Origin of the sequence: Virgibacillus tibetensis (assembly GCF_036026595.1) — a bacterium.
In the GTDB taxonomy this organism is placed as follows: domain Bacteria; phylum Bacillota; class Bacilli; order Bacillales; family Amphibacillaceae; genus Virgibacillus_P; species Virgibacillus_P tibetensis.
In genome coordinates this window covers 21,494-38,808 of record NZ_JARZFX010000011.1, presented here as the reverse complement: position 1 = coordinate 38,808, position 17,315 = coordinate 21,494, and the positions used below count along the sequence as shown (strand labels likewise).

Below are 17,315 nucleotides of genomic sequence, written 5' to 3'. Positions count from 1 at the left end.
AGAAAAGTTTGTTTTCTAGATTGTGAGGGGAAACTATTGCCTTTAAAAAAGTTATCAGAAGCGGATTTTGCAGTATTAAGAGGTCCTTTGGAATCCGGGAGGCAAAGCCCAAATTCTTTGGCTTTCACCCTCGTTCTATGTGTTATTTTTCAACCACTACTATTCTTTTTGGTATATGTCGTTGCAGCAGATTCTTCCAATTTCCCATTTATAAATAATATTTATTATATACACCTAATTATAACAATCAGTCTTGTTGTACTTTCAGCAATTTTTTCAATAAAGACTTTATATAAGAAATATCAAAAGATACAATACTTACTGGTTATTTTGGGATCACAAAATATAGGCGGGATAAGTTTTTACTTGATGGCATTATTTTTTATAGGACAAAACGTTGATTCCGAATCGTCTTTATTAACTTTAGCCTATATTACGCTGTTATTCGGTCTATTGAACTTTGTAGTTACTTGTATGAGGTTTTATATTCTATTAAAGAGCGGTGCATACCGAAAAGAATCAAAAAGAGATAAGTTAAGATCCAAACTAGAATTAGATATTAAATCATATATGCCTATAATTATTACAGCCAGTATAGGTTTGGTCTTTGTTCTTCAGTTCCTTGTTAGAACATTTGGTTTAGCAGATATAGAGACTACAATAATGATGATTTTTTGCTTTTCTTTGTTCTATACAATGCTTTTCGTTCTTCCTGAACAGCTAGTCATACTTTACTGTAAGTACCGCTTCGAAAGCTTTAATTTTAATAAAAACGGAAAATTGAAGCCAATGGATAGGGAGCGAGCCTAAGTGCATCGGTTATACCTGACTTGGATAGGGTGGTTATCTTAAGTAGACTTGGGGTTAAATCATTCCTTGATCTTCAAGATAAGTAATCGTATTAATTGAAAAAAATCCTCTTTTTCAATGTCCCTGACACATGTGAAAAGATTAGTCGTAACAAGTTATAGGGGAAGCTAATTATATGAGCAACGTTTTATATGGCCAATATTGTATAGTTGGTTTAGCTAGTTACGAGGAGGAAAATCTATTGTTATTAAAAAAGTTATCAGAAGAAGATTTTGCTGTGTTGAGGGGAGCTCTTGAATCTGGGAGACAGAGCCCTAATGCTTTAGCACCTATGTTAGTATTATCCATCTTTTTGCAAGCGTTAATGTTTATTTTAACCTATGTTGTCGCTGCAGACGCAACCATCTTTCCATATAAAGAAAGCATATTGATTATCCATTTGATTATTACAGGTACGCTTATTTTGTTATCTGGTGTTTATGCTATGCCAAAATTATATACAAGTTTGAAAGGTCAAAAGATACAGTACATAGTTGTTATTTTAGTTTCACAAAATTTGTTCGGAATGTTTTTATATATTAGTGCTTTATTTATAGTTGGTGAAGGAGACTTGATAACAGAGGAAACGCTACTAACGTCTACATTCATAACTTTATTTATAGGGCTGTTAATTTTTATGGCAACGTGTGTCAGGTTTTATATTTTACTTCAAAGAGGGGAGTATAAAAAGGGATCAAAAAAAGATGAGATTAGAACGAAAGCCGAGTTTAATATAAAGCCATTCTTACCAATGATAATTATTGGTAGTACTGGTATTGTATATATTATACAGTTTGTAATCAGAAACTCTAACTCTATTGATATAGAATCAATTGGGATCATAGTGCTAGGTGTATCACTGTTCTACGCCATGCTTTTCGTTCTTCCCGAACAGCTAGTCATATTATACTGCAAATACCGTTTTGACAGTTTTAACTATAATAAAAATTGGAAATTGAAACCAATGGGTAGAGAGGGTGTGTAAGATGAATATTGAGGTGCGTTCACTTCAAATCGATAATCTATTAGTCTACGGTAACAAGGCAGTTTAGGAAAGATTAGCAATAAGGAATATACTTGATTAAAAATTAGATGAAGCCCCTAAACTTACAGGCACATTAGATAATATTCTGCTATTCAGTTAATAGTTGGGAGTTTGAAAAGGAGCCTTGAATATGTCAAACGATAAAATGGCATGGAATTTGTTACAATCTTATGCTAAGAAAAATTCACGCTTAAGTATTTTAATTCCGATTATTTTTGCAATAACGGGTGTTACAACTATAATTGGAGGGGTTTTATTATCAAACACAGATGAAGAAGCTATCCGGTTTTTATATATACCAGTAGAATGGTTAGAAAAAATAGGATTATTAAGAGAAGTAATTTAAGGAGGAAAATTCATGACTAGGGATGAAGCGAAGAAAATAATTGTTGAGGAAGGTTTAAAGCAAATAATTTGGTTTGGAAATCACAAATTAAAAGAGAATGAAGTAGGAATTAAGTATGAAGATAATCAATGGGAAGTATATGTAACTGATGAGAGAGCTAACATTGTTACAGGGTCTATAACGAAATTTGTTGAGGAGGATAAAGCTTTAGACAATTTTATTGCTCGGGCAAGAACAGAAAAAAATTTATTTAGGTAATTTATCTATTTTGTTGTTAAATAGATTAAAGATGGTGGATTAACTTCCCTTACTTTCATTTCCCTTTATTTAGTGCAGTTCTATTTAATTTTAGCACAAGCAAATATAAGAATTTAGAGCCTATTTTAAATCAAAAGCCAGCAGTGACCCTAAGAAGATTAGATTCCTGTTGGCTTTTATATGGTATTTTTGATGTTAATACAATGATTGAACATCGATTAAAGTCCAGTAGCATAATAAGATAGGGTTAGGACGTTGGGGCAAAGGGATGATCGATGAGTTAAAGGATGTAACTGAGAATCTAGAGGATGCAGAATCAGATATTGCAAAATTTGATAGTGATGGTGTCATTTCCTTTTCTCACATTGATCGTAAAAATGAGTATCAACAGTTATTCGATGACTTTAAGGTAATGCACAGCTTTACAGGGAAGGTTGGTGATATTGTAGATCGAACAATCGATCAGCCATTCTCGAAGATATCGATGCGTTTATCGAGGTCATGCAGGCTGCAACGATATCAAATTACACAACGAGTAATCGAATCGGAGTAACAGAGACCCAGATTATTTATCATGGGCAAGGCATGCAGGAAAAGCTAGAGGTGCCAAAAGCGGAAGTAAGCCTGGACGATCTATTTAGCGGAGATACCTTTTATGGAGACCAGATGCGAATTGAATATGATATGTGGAAGGCAGAAAATCCCGATCAAGACTTTTCGTTCGAATCGTATCGTATGGCAGCAGTTAATATGAATGCGTTCGAATACGAGTCCATTAAGGGTCAACAGTTTAATAAAGAATTTTGGGTGAATATCGGGGCATTGGTTGTCATTGTTGGGGCAACGGTAATTTGTCCGCCAGCAGCCCTGGCGCTAGGAGCTGTCTATGGTAGTCTGGAAATAACAACAGCCGTATCCGGTAAGGATTGGATTTCAGGTAGAGAACTGAATACGGGAGAACGCTGGTTTCGAGGAGCATTAGCACCATTGGATATCATCCCGGGTGTAGCAGGCATGAAGAAATTCAGTAGTGGTGTGCGTGTATCGAATCAAGCAGCAGACATGGGACAATTTGGTCTGAAAGCTGGTGTTAAAACAAGCTTTCAGCGGGAATTGAACCATGTTGGGAATTTGGTGATTGAAGCGGGGAAGCAATCTCAAGTTCGCCTACAAAGTGCCAGAAACGTGCTAAACGATACTGCAAGACTAGCAAAGGATAAGTTAGCAAGAGACGCAGCAGATTTAGGAAGGCTTGCTGATACAGCGATTACGAATGCGAAAAACATTACATCGACTCGAAATGTCCTTGCATTTGATCAAGTAGGTCAAGTAAAAGTGCCAGTCGAGAATACCCATTTCTTTGAGAATAAGATTAAGGGATGGAATAAGGCTGAAGGGGTGAATATTAAGGGTACGGGTGAAGCTAGTAAAATAGCTAGTGGACCTAATCCAATTTCAAATTATGATGATTTTTACAGTTATGAGTATAATTCTTTTAATAATCCTGGAGCTTTGGCAGAATTTAGAGGGCAACCTAATAAGAATTTCTATGGTGGTAGATATAATATGAAGGTTTTAACTGAACCGAAAATATTTTATAGAGCAGGTGATATTAATAGTCCTTTAGGTCAGTGGTTTACTGAAACACCTCCTAGTTCAGTTGCGGAAGTAAGGATAGATACAGCAGTTAAAGAACAGTGGATTGATAAAAATGGTGTATTAAGCGGAACATCTCGATTAAATACAGTATTTAAAATTGAAATTCCTGCTGGAACCACAATTTACAAAGGTCCAGTTGGGAACCAAGGTGGTATTTATCAGGGAGGATTGGATATTATTCAAATATACATCAAAGAACCATGGAACATTGAAGAAGGCGTTAGCGTGATAGGTTCTAGCCCATTAAAATAATTTGGAGTTGATTTTATGGATAATAAAATTAAAAATATTGAGAGCACTGTGATTGATTTACTATCTATATTAAAAAGGTATAATAACGGACAAATTTCCTATCAAATAGCTCAACTTGAAGATATATTGAATATTATTAAATCCAATTCCAATAATGAGATAAAAGAAAACAGAATAAATACTTTAGTTGAAGGTCTTTATCCTATCAGAGGTGGATTAACTGATTTCTATGTCTGGAAAGACGATGCCAAGGAAAGAGTTATGATAAACAAACCTATTAGCGAACTAAATGATAAATTATGGAATTTAGTAAAAACTGATGTAGTATAATTATTTACTTTTTTCTTAGGGAAAAGGAATAGATTCCTAGTACAATAAATGTTCAATGAACGATATAGAATAGTAATGGCCTTGTTGGAAGATGCCTTTCAAAGTTTTTTTAAAAAAAATTTAAAATGCTTTATTTTCAAAACGAATATTTGAGTCAAAAACTCATGATGGTAAGCGGACGTACAAGGTTGGTTGAATTACCAAAGATACAAAAAGAAAGCACATTATATACTCGAATTTTATTTGGAAACGAGAAAAACAAAGCTAGTAGTGATTATGGAGGAATTTAACTGTTACATTAAGTAAAACGAACGAAAAAGAAATAAAGAATTTATGATAGGGTAACATTAATGACATTTTATCTGAAATTCATAACTCATGATGGTTGTACCATCATGGAGTACCATTTTAATACTTAGGTTGGTTGAAAAGAACGAGAATTAGGCGAGATGACATTTTAAATGGTAGGGGTAGTTATGACATTACATAACTACCAAACTAACGAGAATGAAAAAGCTCGTGGCGATTAATAATGGGTAAAGCCAAAGAGTGTTTTTTATACTGCTTTGGCTTATAAAAATTGGGTTGTATTTTTACTAGAGACGGTCGTATAATACTCGCTATTCGTTTAAAAAAACGTTACATAAATTGTAATTTCCGTAACGGGAGGGTCAAAAGTTGAACGTTGTTGGGTATATACGAGTCTCAACTCAAGGACAAGCAAGAGATGGATACAGCTTGAAGTATCAAGAAGATGAAATCAAAGCATATTGTGAAGAACAAGGCTGGAACTTGATACATATTTTTAGAGATGAAGGAATTAGCGGTGCCAAACTGAATGAAGAAGCATTGGAAATAGACAGGGTGGGCTTACAGGAAATGTTGGCTCACCTTTCGTCTGTTCAAATAGATTACGTGGTCGTGCTCAATACAAGTCGATTATGGCGGTCGGATATTGTCAAGGTGCTAATACAGAGAGAGTTGAAGAAATACGGTTGTGATATTAAAAGTATTGAACAACCATTTTACAGTATTCATAAGTCATGCAGAAGTAGTGAAACGGTTGTTTGAGCTTAAACAGTTACATAGAAAATGGTCACTGTCTAGGTTGGAAAAAGCATTATAATGAGGAAAGATATAAAGATTGAATAAACTATAGATGGCTCTTACGCATCAAGAGAAATATTCTCTTTGTAAAAAACAGTTACTATGTCTGGAATTTAAGTCAATAAAATTACTAACAATCCTGGTTAATTAGCTATGATAGTGACTGTAAATACATTTTAGGCATGTGAAATAATTTTAAAATCACAATCTGTAATTAAGTGTAAGTTTACAGTAGTTGAGCAGGTATTTAATCCAAGATATTTGTTCTTGATAAGGATGTTAAATACATCCCTGCAGACTGGGAGAAGATGAAATGCGGTTTAGGTGATCTAATAGGACTGGGACGTTGGGGCAAAGGCGTTCGAATACGAGTCCATTAAGGATCAACAGTCATGAACATCATCCGTCTTACCCAACGTATCCCTTATCTTACTAGAAAATAATTGTTGAGGAAGGTTTAAAGTAAATAAATTGGTTTGGGAATCACAAATTAAAAGAGAATGAAGTAGGAATTAACCAAGACTTTTCGTTCGAATCGTATCGTATGGCAGCAGTTAATATGAATGCGTTCGAATATGAGTCCATTAAGGATCAACAGTTTAACAAAGAATTTTGGGTGAATATCGGGGCATTGGTTGTCATTGTTGGGGCAGCGGTAATTTGTCCACCAGCAGCCCTGGCGCTAGGATCTGTCTATGGTAGTCTGGAAATAACAACAGCCGTATCCGTTAAGGATTGGATTTCAGGTAGAGAACTGAATACGGGAGAACGCTGGTTTCGAGGAGCATTAGCACCATTGGATATCATCCCGGGTGTAGCAGGCATGAAGAAATTCAGTAGTGGTGTGCGTGTATCGAATCAAGCAGCAGACATGGGACAATTTGGTCTGAAAGCTGGTGTTAAGACTAGTATTCAGCGGGAATTGAACCATGTTGGGAATTTGGTGGTTGAAGCTGGGAAGCAATCCACAATTCGGTTGAAGAATGCAGGAGCAGTGATAAAAGAAACAACAACAAGTGTGAAGGATAAATTAGCGAGAGATGCAGCAGAACTTGGAAGAGTTGCGGACACTGCCCTCACAAAAACGAAAAATATTACATCAACCCGAAACATTGTTCAAATGGATGGATTTGGAACAGTTCGTATACCTAAAGAAAATACGCATTTCTTTGAAGGGAAAGTCAAGGATGCGTTGGGTAAGACTTATAATGTGGAAGTCGGAGGGATTAAGCTAAATAGTAGTGTTACTAAAAGTAGAATTGAGTATTTAAGAAATAAATATGGCAGGCTTACCCCAGAGGAACTCCATTCTAGAATAAATATGAGAGGAATAAACGAAGAGGCAATAAAGCAAGGTTCAAAAAATACTTGGAGTGAATTTTTAGAAGTGTCAAAAAGTGGAAAAAGAACAGTTGAAGAAATCAAAGATTCATATATAAAATTAGTAAAAGAACAATCACCTTGGCCAGAAGGGTATAATCCAACTAAGAAGATACTTCAACCTGGAGATACATTTGAAATGGTATTAGATAATGCTCAGCCGTTAAATAGACCGGGCGGTTTTGGAACGTACGACAAGATTGCAGGTGTGGAGTATGCTAAGAATAATTTAGCAATAAAATCAGAGTGGAAGGAAGACTTTGGTAAAGTAGTAACATATAGAGTTAAAAAGGGGGTTGAGTTACCTGTTTTAGAAGGTCCGGTTGGTCCCCAAATCGACCTTGCAGCAGATAAGTTTTTACCAGGTGGGGGAACACAGTTGCAATTATTACTAGATAGGAAAGTTAATAAAGTGGATTATTTGGAGATTACTTCGGTACGGCCGAATAGATAAAGGGGTTTGAATATGGATATAAAGGATTTTACATGGGATTCCGACAGTATTCGATGGAATCACAAAGGGAGAAATATAGCATTAAATTTACAAGATATTAATTTTGCAAATTTAGAAGTAAATCAAAAGCATATATATGTAGTATGTGGAAAAGACTTCTCAGAAAATCAAATATACTATCTATCATATGAGGGGAAGAAGATATTCGAATATAATAAAAAATTAGGGGGAATTTCATGGGAACATAATGGGGAAATCATTGATATTAATTGTGATTATATTGAGAATGCAAGGTTATATGTTGAAGAAGAGGTAGTTATGGTTATTACCAGAACTAGGCAAGGAAACGGAAAATTATTAGGTTTTAAATTAAACGGTATGTTGCTATTTGAGCAAGTTGTTCCTGAAGAATATCAATTACTATATTTGTCATCAATTAACAATAGACCATCTGTTGTAACTGAAGGTAGTAAAAAACATGCTGATTCATACGGTAGAAATACTTGGCATTGTATGATAGATATAAAAACTGGGAAATTGAGTAAAGCTAATTTAGCATATTAATATCATCTCTTTTTAACTTACAAATGCGTGGTCTAACTCCACCATCTTTAGACGGTATTAGCTTTTAGCCTTTCCCTTCTATGTCCATACTGGTAATGTGAGGTGAAAGTATGGACGGGTATAGAAAAAGAAGTCATGCGGTTTATGACATAAAGTATCATGTGATCTGGGTGACAAAATATAGATATAAGGTATTACGAGGCCAAATTGCGTTCAGAACAAGAGAGTTGATTAAGCAAGGATGCGAAGCGAGAAACATAACAATTCTACAAAGAAGTGTAGGGAAGGATCATATTCATTTGTTGCTGTCTTGTCCTCCAAGTATGGCTTCAAGCAAAATAATGCAGTATCTAAAAGGTCGATCATCGAGATTATTGCAGGATGAATTTCCAGAGTTCGTATAGCGGTCTACAGTATAATGCAGAAAACATGTTCAATTCCCCAAAAGATTTTGTAAACTGGGCAACAATCGGTAGTGTTGAGATGGTTCAGTCAGCCGTAAGTCCAGAAGAATCCTTTTCAAAGGAACACTGGCTAGCAAGCTTCGGAGTTGCGACCACCTTTGCTGGCGTTCGAGGCGTCTCTGCTCCGAAAACCAAACCAAGTACCCCAAAAGGCGGAGCAACCGTAAGTTCGGCAAAAAGTGGTGTAGCTACCTCACCAATTACAGCTGCCCCAAAGCTACCAACCTTAACGAATATCCGAGAGTGGTATCGGGTACATATGCCTGAAATCGGACTTGTGCAGGATAGCATGGGTGGGTATCATTTTGCAGTGAGGAAGGGGAATGGTGGGGGCGTTAGTAAGGGTAAATGAAGTATTAAGAATACCAAATTATTATTAGGAACTAAATGTTAAATCTTCCTTATATTAATAAAGTTATAATAAACAACAAAAGAATTTAGGACCTTTTATAATAAAAAGCCAGCAGCTATCTTTCGAATAGATCCTGTTGGCTTTTATATGGAATTTATCATACAAATATAATCATTGAAACCGATCAAGCGATAGCAGAACAAATCATCGCAAAATTGGAGGTCTAATAGATGGATGTTAAATACATCCCTGCAGACTGGGAGAAGATGAGATCGGGCCTAGGAGATCTAATAGGGTTAGGACGTTGGGGCAAAGGGATGATCGATGAGTTAAAGGATGTAACTGAGAATCTAGAGGATGCAGAATCAGATATTGCAATATTTGATAGTGATGGTGTCATTTCCTTTTCTCACATTGATCGTAAAAATGAGTATCAACAGTTATTCGATAACTTTAAGGTAATGCACAGCTTTACGGGGAAGGTTGGTGACATTGTAGAGCGTACAATCGATCAGCCATTCTACGAAGATATCGATGCATTTATTGAAGTCATGCAAGCTGCAACAATATCGAATTACACAACGAGTAATCGAATTGGGGTAACAGAGACGCAGATTATTTATCATGGGCAAGGTATTCAGGAAAAGCGGGAGGTGCCAAAAGCGGAAGTAAGCCTGGACGATCTATTCAGCGGAGATACCTTTTATGGAGACCAGATGCGAATTGAATATGATATGTGGAAGGCAGAAAATTCCGATCAAGATTTTTCCTTCGAATCGTATCGTATGGCGGCAGTTAATATGAATGCGTTCGAATACGAGTCCATTAAAGATCAACAGTTTAATAAAGAATTTTGGGTGAATATCGGGGCATTGGTTGTCATTGGTGGGACAGCGGTAATTTGTCCACCAGCCGCCTTGGCGCTAGGAGCTGTCTATGGTAGTCTAGAAATAACAACAGCCGTATCCGGTAAGGATTGGATTTCAGGTAGAGAACTGAATACGGGAGAACGCTGGTTTCGAGGGGCCTTAGCACCATTGGATATCATCCCGAGTGTAGCAGGCATGAAGAAATTCAGTAGTTTTGTGCGTGTATCGAATCAAGCAGCAGACATGGGACAATTTGGTCTGAAAGCAGGTGTTAAAACAAGCATTCAGCGGGAATTGAACCATGTTGGGAATTTGGTGATTGAAGCTGGGAAGCAATCTCAAGCTCGCCTGAGAAATGCTGGAAATGTGGTAAGTGATACTGCAAAATTAGCGAAGGATAAGTTAGCTAGAGATGCAGTAGAATTGGGGAGAATAGCGGATTCTGCAGTTACTGGTGGAAAAAATATATTATCCACTCGGAAAGTAGTTACGATAGATGGGGTTGGAAATGTACGTGTGAATGCCGAGAATACGCATTTCTTTGAAGGTAAAATTAAGGATGCGTTAAGTAAATCAGAGAGTATAAACGTTGGAGCAAAGGTGAATGAATCTATATTATCTCCAAGTAGTTTTAGGAATCAAATAGATAGAGTGCTAAAGGAACATAATTTAACAATAGATGAGTTTAATAAGTTGAAATTAAAATCAGTAACTGAGCTTAATGAGTCTGAGATTTTGATAATGAAGCATATTCGTGATTTTGTTCCTCCTATCACAAAGGATACTGTACTGCAAAAAACAATACCGGCGAATGATATAGAAAAGTATTTATTAGGTGAGTACACTGAAATAGGCGGTTATGTTGCAAAAACTGATGATGTAGGTCATATAAAAAACTATAATGATGTAGTTGAATCTTCTCGTTTAGATTATAAGTCTTGGGATGGAAGTAGACCATTTCCAGATGAAGGTGATAGTTATGGTAAGATAATTTTCAAATCAAATAGAGTAGATAATTTTGATATACCGTATGGAGAAAGTTTTGGAGGACGAAATACTGATGGTCCCCCTTGTACACAGAATTGTTTTACTGGCTCGAGAAACGGAGAAATAGTACCTGAATGGCAATTTGATGGTAGATACTTACCTAATGATGGTGCAGAACTTTATAGTGTAACAAATAATATTGAAAAGCTAGTTGCTGTTTACGATGAAAAACTAAAACTGTTTATTCCAGTACCGTAGGAGGAATTAATTATGGTAAGAAAAGGAGAATATACGAATTATAATGGTGAAGAATATAGATTAGTAAAAGGAAGTCGCGGTAAATCATTCTTAATTAGTAACGCTAGTAAAGATCTGAAAAAAGGGTTTGAAAGATACGCAGATGGAGTATATCAAAAGGAAATAGACTCCAATGAAGTAGGCGATGTATATTATATACATCCGTATGCAATTTATCGGGATAAAGAGTATGATGCTATAGTAAATGAAAAAAAGAAAACTGTGAATTTAGGAACATCAGATTCTACAATTGCAAACAGCATGGGCTTTGATAGGACAGATAAATATTATTATGAAAAAATTGTTCCGTTAGATGAAGTTATCCTTTGTGAGAGAAAAAAGAAATTATAATACAACAGAATATGTTTTTTATAAAAGAACAGGTTAAAAGGAAACACTTAGGGAAAGTATTTACAAAATAGTTATGGTTTTGATAAATTAACATTAAAAAGGATTGGATATGGATTGCAAAATAGGGGTTACGAAGTAATAAAAGATGAGATAAAAAATGAACTTAAAGGATATTTTAAGGACAAAATTGGAAGTTTTTCTATATATGAACAAACAGATACACCTTATACGATGTTCAGTATGCAATTTACTATGTATAACTATTTCAATATTGTTCTCAATTATGATCGAGGAGCTTTCGGTTGTGCAATTATTAATGGTGAAGTGGGAATTAGTTTAAAAAGCAGCCAAAAATGGTATGACAAGGCAGACATGACTATCTTTTTAAAAGAGTTAGAACAACAAATAGAATTAAGAATACCAGATAAATTTTTAGAATTTCATGGTTGGAAGTAAATCCTGTTTTTTAAATAATTAATTGAAAGAGAAATGCCAACTGCAAGATTTTTTTTAATATAACGGTTGGCTTTTCTTTTTATTCTATAAGATAAACGATGACCACACTGTTGATGTAATGCTAAATGGGTGATTAAACAGCCAAGAGATCGCAGGACAAATCAACTCAAAATTGGAGGTCATGGTTGTCAAATAAAGCCCTTCAGACAAGCATTCAGCGGGAATTGAACCATGTTGGCAATTTGGTGATTGAAGGTGGGAAGCAATCTCAAGCCCCTACGAAGTGCGGGAAATGTGTTAAGTGATACTGCAAGACTAGCAAAGGATAAGTTAGCAAGAGACGCAGCAGATTTAGGAAGGCTTGCTGATACAGCGATTACGAATACGAGGAATATTACTTCGTCTCGAAATCTGTAGCGATGGATGAGATTGACAACATACGTATGCCTACCGAGAATACCCACTTATTTTCTAGTAAGATAAGGGATGCATTGGGTAAGACAGATGGTGTGAATGTTGGGAATAATAATATTGAATCAAAACAGAGTAGAATTGAGTATTTAAGAAATAAATATGGGAAACTTACTTCAGAAGAAATTCATTCTAGAATAAACTTGAGAAGTATAAATCAAGAGGCTATAAACCAAGGATGATCTAAAAATACATGGAATGAGTTCTTAGAGCTATCAATGGATGGAAATAAAACAGTGGAAGACATTAAAGATTCATATATTAAGTTAATAAAGGAACAATCACCATGGCCAGAAGGATACACTCCAGAGAAAATTAATCTGGAGAAAGGTACTAAAATAAATATGGTATTATCTCCTAGGCAACCTTCTAGTAGACCCTGTGGTTTTGGAACATTATGATATTTCAAATGTGAATTACGTAAGATAATTCGGCCGCTAAACATGATTAAAAAAAAGATATAGATAAAGTTGTAACCTATGAGGTGGTTAAAGAACTACCCGTTTTACCTGGCAATGTAGGACCTCAAATTCACTTAGCTATAGACAAACTGTTGCGTGGCCGATCTTCACAAGTGAATTTTAATGTATCTAGAAAGAGATAATACAGTATTTAAAGTTGTATCCGAGGTTAGTCAAGAACCTATAAGTATGAAAAAAGCCACCATGAAGTGAGGCAGCTGTTTCATACTTATAAGTGATCGCGTTGCTAAACTGTTTCTTTTAATTGCGTTTTTAAAATTTTCCCACTGGCTGTTTTAGGAAGCTCTTTTAAAAATGTAACGGCCTTTGGACATTTAGACGAATTGACTTTATTCGTAGTAAAGTTAATTAATTCCTGTTCAGTTATATCATGTCCGTCATGCAATACAACAAATGCATGAGCTATCTCGCCCCATTTTTCGTGGGGGGTAGGAATGATGGAAACTTCCTGTACTGCAGGATGCCCTGTTATTACTTTTTCTATTTCAAAAGAAGAAACACCTTCTCCATCGCTAAGGATGTCTTTCTTCCGGTCGATGACTTGGATCTGACCGTTTTCATCTATTGTACCCATATCACCTGTATGTGACCAGCCGCCTTCTGTGTCATGCATGACTCCACGGCCCTTAACAATGATCTCTCCAACTTCTTTTCCGTCATGTGCTACATCTTCGCCAAGCTCATTTACTACACGTATCTGCGTTTCAGCCATATGACAACCCACCTTTATGTTAATAATAGTTAAGTTATACTAGTAAACTTATAATTTGTTACAGAAAGTATACCATATATTTTGTAAGCGTTTTACATAATTTGAACTTTTTATGAACAAAACCAAAATAAAATTTGAAATTTGTAGTTATAAAAGCTTACAATAAAAATAGAAGGTATAATTTGGCTAATTTTTTTGATTGTTACATAGAAAGTAGGAGTGTGATTATGCAGAGTAAAAAACTCATTGTTATTAACTTGTTCACCTTGGTTGCTTTTATCTTAGTTGTTAGTACTGGTATATACCAAACGGAAGCATCAAAAGATAAATTTGGGAAGGTGAAACTGTCAGAAAAGGATGTCGGCATAGCAGAAAAAGAAGAACGCATTAGTGACTCGAAAGTGAAGCGTGCGATGGAGCCGGACGAGATAAGGATTGATGATGGAATTCTCCTAGATCAGGAATTACTTATAGAAAAAGGGACAGAGAGGGATAATGTAGAGGAGGAAGAAGTAGCAGAAGAGGAAATTGTGGAAGAACAACAGCTGGTAGTAGAGATACATAACAACTCAGAAACAAAGGATGTTCCCAATACGGAAAATAGAAATAGTAATGAGCAACCGGTTAAAGATGAAAATAATGCAGAAGAAAAGGAAAAGGTAATAGAACAAGAGAAAAAAGAACAGGAAACTGAAAAGAAAGAGACAGAAAAGCAGGGAAAAGAAAAAGAAAAAGAAAAAGATAAAGATGCCCCAAAACTAGATGAAGGTGAAGAATCCTCAATAGAGGAGGAAACAACGGAGGAAGAAGACGGAGAAGCAAATGAGGATGAGGATACTGTGGAGAATGAAGAACCAAACCCATAAGGAGGACAAGCCGATGTCAAAGTTAACAGGAAAAACTGCAATTATTACCGGTTCCAGCAGTGGGATTGGAGCAACAATAGCTGAGCATCTTGCGGCTGAAGGAGCAAATGTGGTAGTTGCGGCCCGAAGAAAGGAAGAGCTGAATGCGGTGGTCGAACGTATTAACGAGACCGGGAACAAAAAGGCAATGGCTGTAGTAACAGATGTATCCAAACAATCAGATGTAGAAGCATTGGTAAAGAAAGCCAGTGAAGCCTTTGGGCCTATTGATATTTATGTTAATAATGCCGGCTTGATGGAGCGTGCTGCAATAACGGACGGCAACGTGGATGGATGGGACAGAATGATTGACGTGAATATTAAAGGTTTATTGTACGGAATTAATTCCGTACTGCCTCAGATGAAGGAACGCTCCACTGGTCATATTGTTAATACGGCTTCTGTTTCAGGCCATGAAGTAACAAAGGTCAGTACGGTTTATAGTGCGACCAAATATGCAGTCCGGGCCATCTCTATGGGACTTGAAAAAGAGTTAGCACGGTCTGGAGTGCGTGTCACAAATATCTCGCCAGGGATGGTAGAGACCGAACGGAATACAGAACGGATGCCAAAAGACCGGAAGCCCCTCCAGACGGATGATATTGCCAGGGCAGTAATTTATGCAGTAACGCAGCCGGATTATGTAAATGTAAATGAAATAACTGTTAGACCTGTATAAATAATGCTGGTTTATTAGCGTAATTAATGAAACTTTGATATTATTAGTGTATTATTGCGTGAGCAATCATACAGGCATTGGCATTATTTTAATTGAGTGCTTTTCCTAGTAATTTTACTTAGAACAAAATGAGAAAGGTGGAAATTTTATGAGTTTAAATAAACCAAAAATAGTTGTTCTTGGGGCAGGATATGCAGGGTTGACAACTACAAAAAGATTAATTCAAAAGCTATCACCAGAGCAGGCAGAAATTGTCCTAGTCAACAAACATAATTATCACTATGAAGCAACATGGTTGCATGAGGTGGCGGCAGGAACGATAACACCTAACGATGCACGTGTAATGATCAGTGATGTAATTAATCCTAATAAAGCAAGATTAATTTATGATTCAGTTGTAGAAATTAAAAAAGATGAAAAACGCGTAGTACTCGAAAATAGTGAAATTACCTATGATTATTTGGTTGTTGCCCTCGGGTGGAAGTCAAATGACTTTGGTATTAAGGGAATGGCGGAGAATGCCTTTGCAATTGAGGATATCGATTCAAGTCGTTTAATCAGCGAACATATCGAATATCAGTTTGCCAAATTCAATAGTGACGAGCAGGCTGAGGATGACAGCCTGAACATTTTAATCGGTGGTGCAGGATTCACTGGGATTGAATTTGTAGGGGAACTTGCAGAAAAAGTACCAGCTCTGTGTAAAAAATATGATATTGACCGCAGTAAAGTAAGGATTATTAATGTTGAAGCTGCACCATCTATCCTTCCTATGTTTGATAAGGATCTTGTTGATTACGCGAAGAAATCACTTGAGGACCGTGGAGTAGAGATTAAAATAGGTGCTGCTATTTCAGAATGTACGCCGGAAGGTTTCATTGTAGGTGAGGATAATGAATTAATTAAAGCTGGAACTGTAGTATGGACTGGTGGAGTCAAAGGCAGCCCAGTATTAGGAGATTCTGGTTTTGAACTTACAAAAGGAAAAGTAAATGTTGATAGTGATCTTCGTATGCCTGGCGAGGAAAATATTTTTGTAATAGGTGACTGTTCTTGGGTCTGGAATAAGGAAGCGGATCGTCCTTATCCACCAACTGCCCAGTTAGCAATGCAAGAGGCCGATGTTGTGGCTGCTAATTTAGAAGCATTACTTACAAATCAGCCATTAAAAGATTTCGTATTTGATGATAAAGGTACAGTTGCTTCACTCGGTCAGTCGGATGGTATTGGTAGTATTTTCTCTAATTATAAACTATCAGGTAAACGAGCAGCAGTAATGAAAAAAGTAGTTGATAATCGCTCATTATACCTTATGGGTGGAGTGAAGCTAGTTCTTAAAAAAGGAAAAATGCGTCCGTTTTAATACATTTCAAAGTGTTACCACTAAATAAGCTGCAAAATGAGGAGGTACATTTATAATGAGAAAAGGAACATTGTATGGAATAATACTTCTAATTGCTTCATTAGTAGGATATAGAATTGCAAGTCAATATATAGATGAATCAAGAGATTTTCGTTAATTTGAGGTTTAAGGAGCCATTTAGTTTAATTAAACTGATGGCTCTTTTTTTACATAAAGTTGTAAAAAAAGAAATAGCCAAATAGGGAATACTGAGATTGATACGAATACTGCGGTATGGAAAATAATTAAATTTTTCTACTGCTATCTTTTTCAAATGTGTTTTACATCACTGACATAGTGTTAACTATTCGTGTATTATAAAGCTGGAGGCGATTAAAAATGAGTTTAGAGCTGCTTATCTTTTTAGCTATTTTATTTATTGTAGCATTAGTAGGAACCCTTTTTGCATTTAAGCAGGAAGAAAATAAAATGAAAAAATATGAAAAAGATGGAGACACGGTAGAAGATGAATTAAAACGATCACTCGATTATGAAAAAAGTTCACTGAAGTCTAATATTCCTATACAATTATGGATATATACAGTTACTATTATTTTATCAATAGTTGCATTTGCTATTTATATTTTCTAATAAATTAAACAAGGAGAAATACTGGTTATTTTTTTCTCATTTTCTCATACTAA

19 protein-coding genes and 1 pseudogene are annotated in these 17,315 nt (G+C 35.8%); 19 read left to right on the top strand and 1 reads right to left on the bottom strand.

Annotation, left to right across the window (positions count from 1 at the left end; translation table 11 throughout):
* The first annotated feature begins 36 nt into the window (after positions 1-36).
* From QGM71_RS16815 to QGM71_RS16745, 15 genes and pseudogenes are all read left to right on the top strand, one after another.
* A complete protein-coding gene (locus QGM71_RS16815; RefSeq protein ID WP_327608730.1) occupies positions 37-810 on the top strand; it encodes a hypothetical protein in 774 nt (257 codons plus the stop codon).
* A gap of 241 nt (positions 811-1,051) precedes the next feature.
* Entirely contained in the window at positions 1,052-1,834 is a 783-nt protein-coding gene (locus tag QGM71_RS16810) for a hypothetical protein (RefSeq protein ID WP_327608729.1), read from the top strand.
* A 190-nt stretch (positions 1,835-2,024) separates the two neighbouring features.
* Positions 2,025-2,240 carry a hypothetical protein gene (locus QGM71_RS16805; RefSeq protein WP_327608728.1) on the top strand — a complete coding sequence of 72 codons (216 nt, stop codon included), beginning with the start codon at positions 2,025-2,027 and terminating at the stop codon, positions 2,238-2,240.
* A 12-nt stretch (positions 2,241-2,252) separates the two neighbouring features.
* Entirely contained in the window at positions 2,253-2,498 is a 246-nt protein-coding gene (locus QGM71_RS16800) for an Imm59 family immunity protein (RefSeq protein ID WP_327608727.1), read from the top strand.
* 268 nt (positions 2,499-2,766) lie between these two features.
* A complete protein-coding gene (locus tag QGM71_RS16795; RefSeq protein WP_327608726.1) occupies positions 2,767-3,051 on the top strand; it encodes a hypothetical protein in 285 nt (94 codons plus the stop codon).
* Positions 3,000-4,409 (top strand): hypothetical protein, encoded by a 1,410-nt coding sequence (locus QGM71_RS16790; RefSeq protein ID WP_327608725.1) that lies wholly within the window; start codon positions 3,000-3,002, stop codon positions 4,407-4,409. Before QGM71_RS16795 ends, QGM71_RS16790 begins: the two co-directional genes overlap by 52 nt.
* 15 nt (positions 4,410-4,424) lie before the next feature.
* Entirely contained in the window at positions 4,425-4,739 is a 315-nt protein-coding gene (locus QGM71_RS16785) for a hypothetical protein (protein ID WP_327608724.1), read from the top strand.
* A gap of 678 nt (positions 4,740-5,417) precedes the next feature.
* Positions 5,418-5,780 (top strand): annotated as a pseudogene (locus QGM71_RS16780) (recombinase family protein); the annotation flags it as partial.
* Positions 5,781-6,405: 625 nt separating this feature from the next.
* Complete coding sequence (locus tag QGM71_RS16775; protein ID WP_327608723.1) at positions 6,406-7,680, top strand: hypothetical protein; 1,275 nt, start codon at positions 6,406-6,408, stop codon at positions 7,678-7,680.
* A gap of 12 nt (positions 7,681-7,692) precedes the next feature.
* On the top strand, positions 7,693-8,244 hold the full coding sequence (locus QGM71_RS16770) for a hypothetical protein (RefSeq protein WP_327608722.1): 552 nt from the start codon (positions 7,693-7,695) through the stop codon (positions 8,242-8,244).
* Positions 8,245-8,354: 110 nt separating this feature from the next.
* A complete protein-coding gene (tnpA, locus tag QGM71_RS16765; protein WP_327608721.1) occupies positions 8,355-8,648 on the top strand; it encodes an IS200/IS605 family transposase in 294 nt (97 codons plus the stop codon).
* Positions 8,626-9,060, top strand: a complete 435-nt coding sequence (locus QGM71_RS16760) for a hypothetical protein (RefSeq protein WP_327608720.1) — start codon at positions 8,626-8,628, stop codon at positions 9,058-9,060. Before tnpA ends, QGM71_RS16760 begins: the two co-directional genes overlap by 23 nt.
* 230 nt (positions 9,061-9,290) lie before the next feature.
* Positions 9,291-11,174, top strand: a complete 1,884-nt coding sequence (locus QGM71_RS16755) for a hypothetical protein (protein WP_327608719.1) — start codon at positions 9,291-9,293, stop codon at positions 11,172-11,174.
* A 12-nt stretch (positions 11,175-11,186) separates the two neighbouring features.
* The gene (locus QGM71_RS16750; RefSeq protein WP_327608718.1) at positions 11,187-11,564 is read left to right on the top strand and encodes a hypothetical protein; all 378 of its coding nucleotides are present in this window, start codon (positions 11,187-11,189) and stop codon (positions 11,562-11,564) included.
* A gap of 114 nt (positions 11,565-11,678) precedes the next feature.
* A complete protein-coding gene (locus tag QGM71_RS16745) occupies positions 11,679-12,020 on the top strand; it encodes a hypothetical protein (RefSeq protein ID WP_327608717.1) in 342 nt (113 codons plus the stop codon).
* A gap of 1,179 nt (positions 12,021-13,199) precedes the next feature.
* Here QGM71_RS16745 and QGM71_RS16740 read toward each other — a convergent pair.
* Positions 13,200-13,685 carry an AMP-binding enzyme gene (locus QGM71_RS16740; RefSeq protein WP_327608716.1) on the bottom strand — a complete coding sequence of 162 codons (486 nt, stop codon included), beginning with the start codon at positions 13,683-13,685 and terminating at the stop codon, positions 13,200-13,202.
* A gap of 227 nt (positions 13,686-13,912) precedes the next feature.
* Here QGM71_RS16740 and QGM71_RS16735 point away from each other — a divergent pair, with 227 nt between their 5' ends.
* From QGM71_RS16735 to QGM71_RS16720, 4 genes are all read left to right on the top strand, one after another.
* Positions 13,913-14,551, top strand: a complete 639-nt coding sequence (locus tag QGM71_RS16735; protein WP_327608715.1) for a hypothetical protein — start codon at positions 13,913-13,915, stop codon at positions 14,549-14,551.
* Between the two features lie 13 nt (positions 14,552-14,564).
* Positions 14,565-15,269, top strand: coding sequence for an SDR family oxidoreductase (locus QGM71_RS16730; protein WP_327608714.1), 705 nt, complete (start codon positions 14,565-14,567; stop codon positions 15,267-15,269).
* Between the two features lie 148 nt (positions 15,270-15,417).
* Positions 15,418-16,632: an NAD(P)/FAD-dependent oxidoreductase gene (locus QGM71_RS16725; RefSeq protein WP_327608713.1), complete on the top strand. Its 1,215-nt coding sequence runs from the start codon at positions 15,418-15,420 to the stop codon at positions 16,630-16,632.
* A gap of 378 nt (positions 16,633-17,010) precedes the next feature.
* A complete protein-coding gene (locus QGM71_RS16720) occupies positions 17,011-17,262 on the top strand; it encodes a hypothetical protein (protein ID WP_327608712.1) in 252 nt (83 codons plus the stop codon).
* Positions 17,263-17,315: the final 53 nt, after the last annotated feature.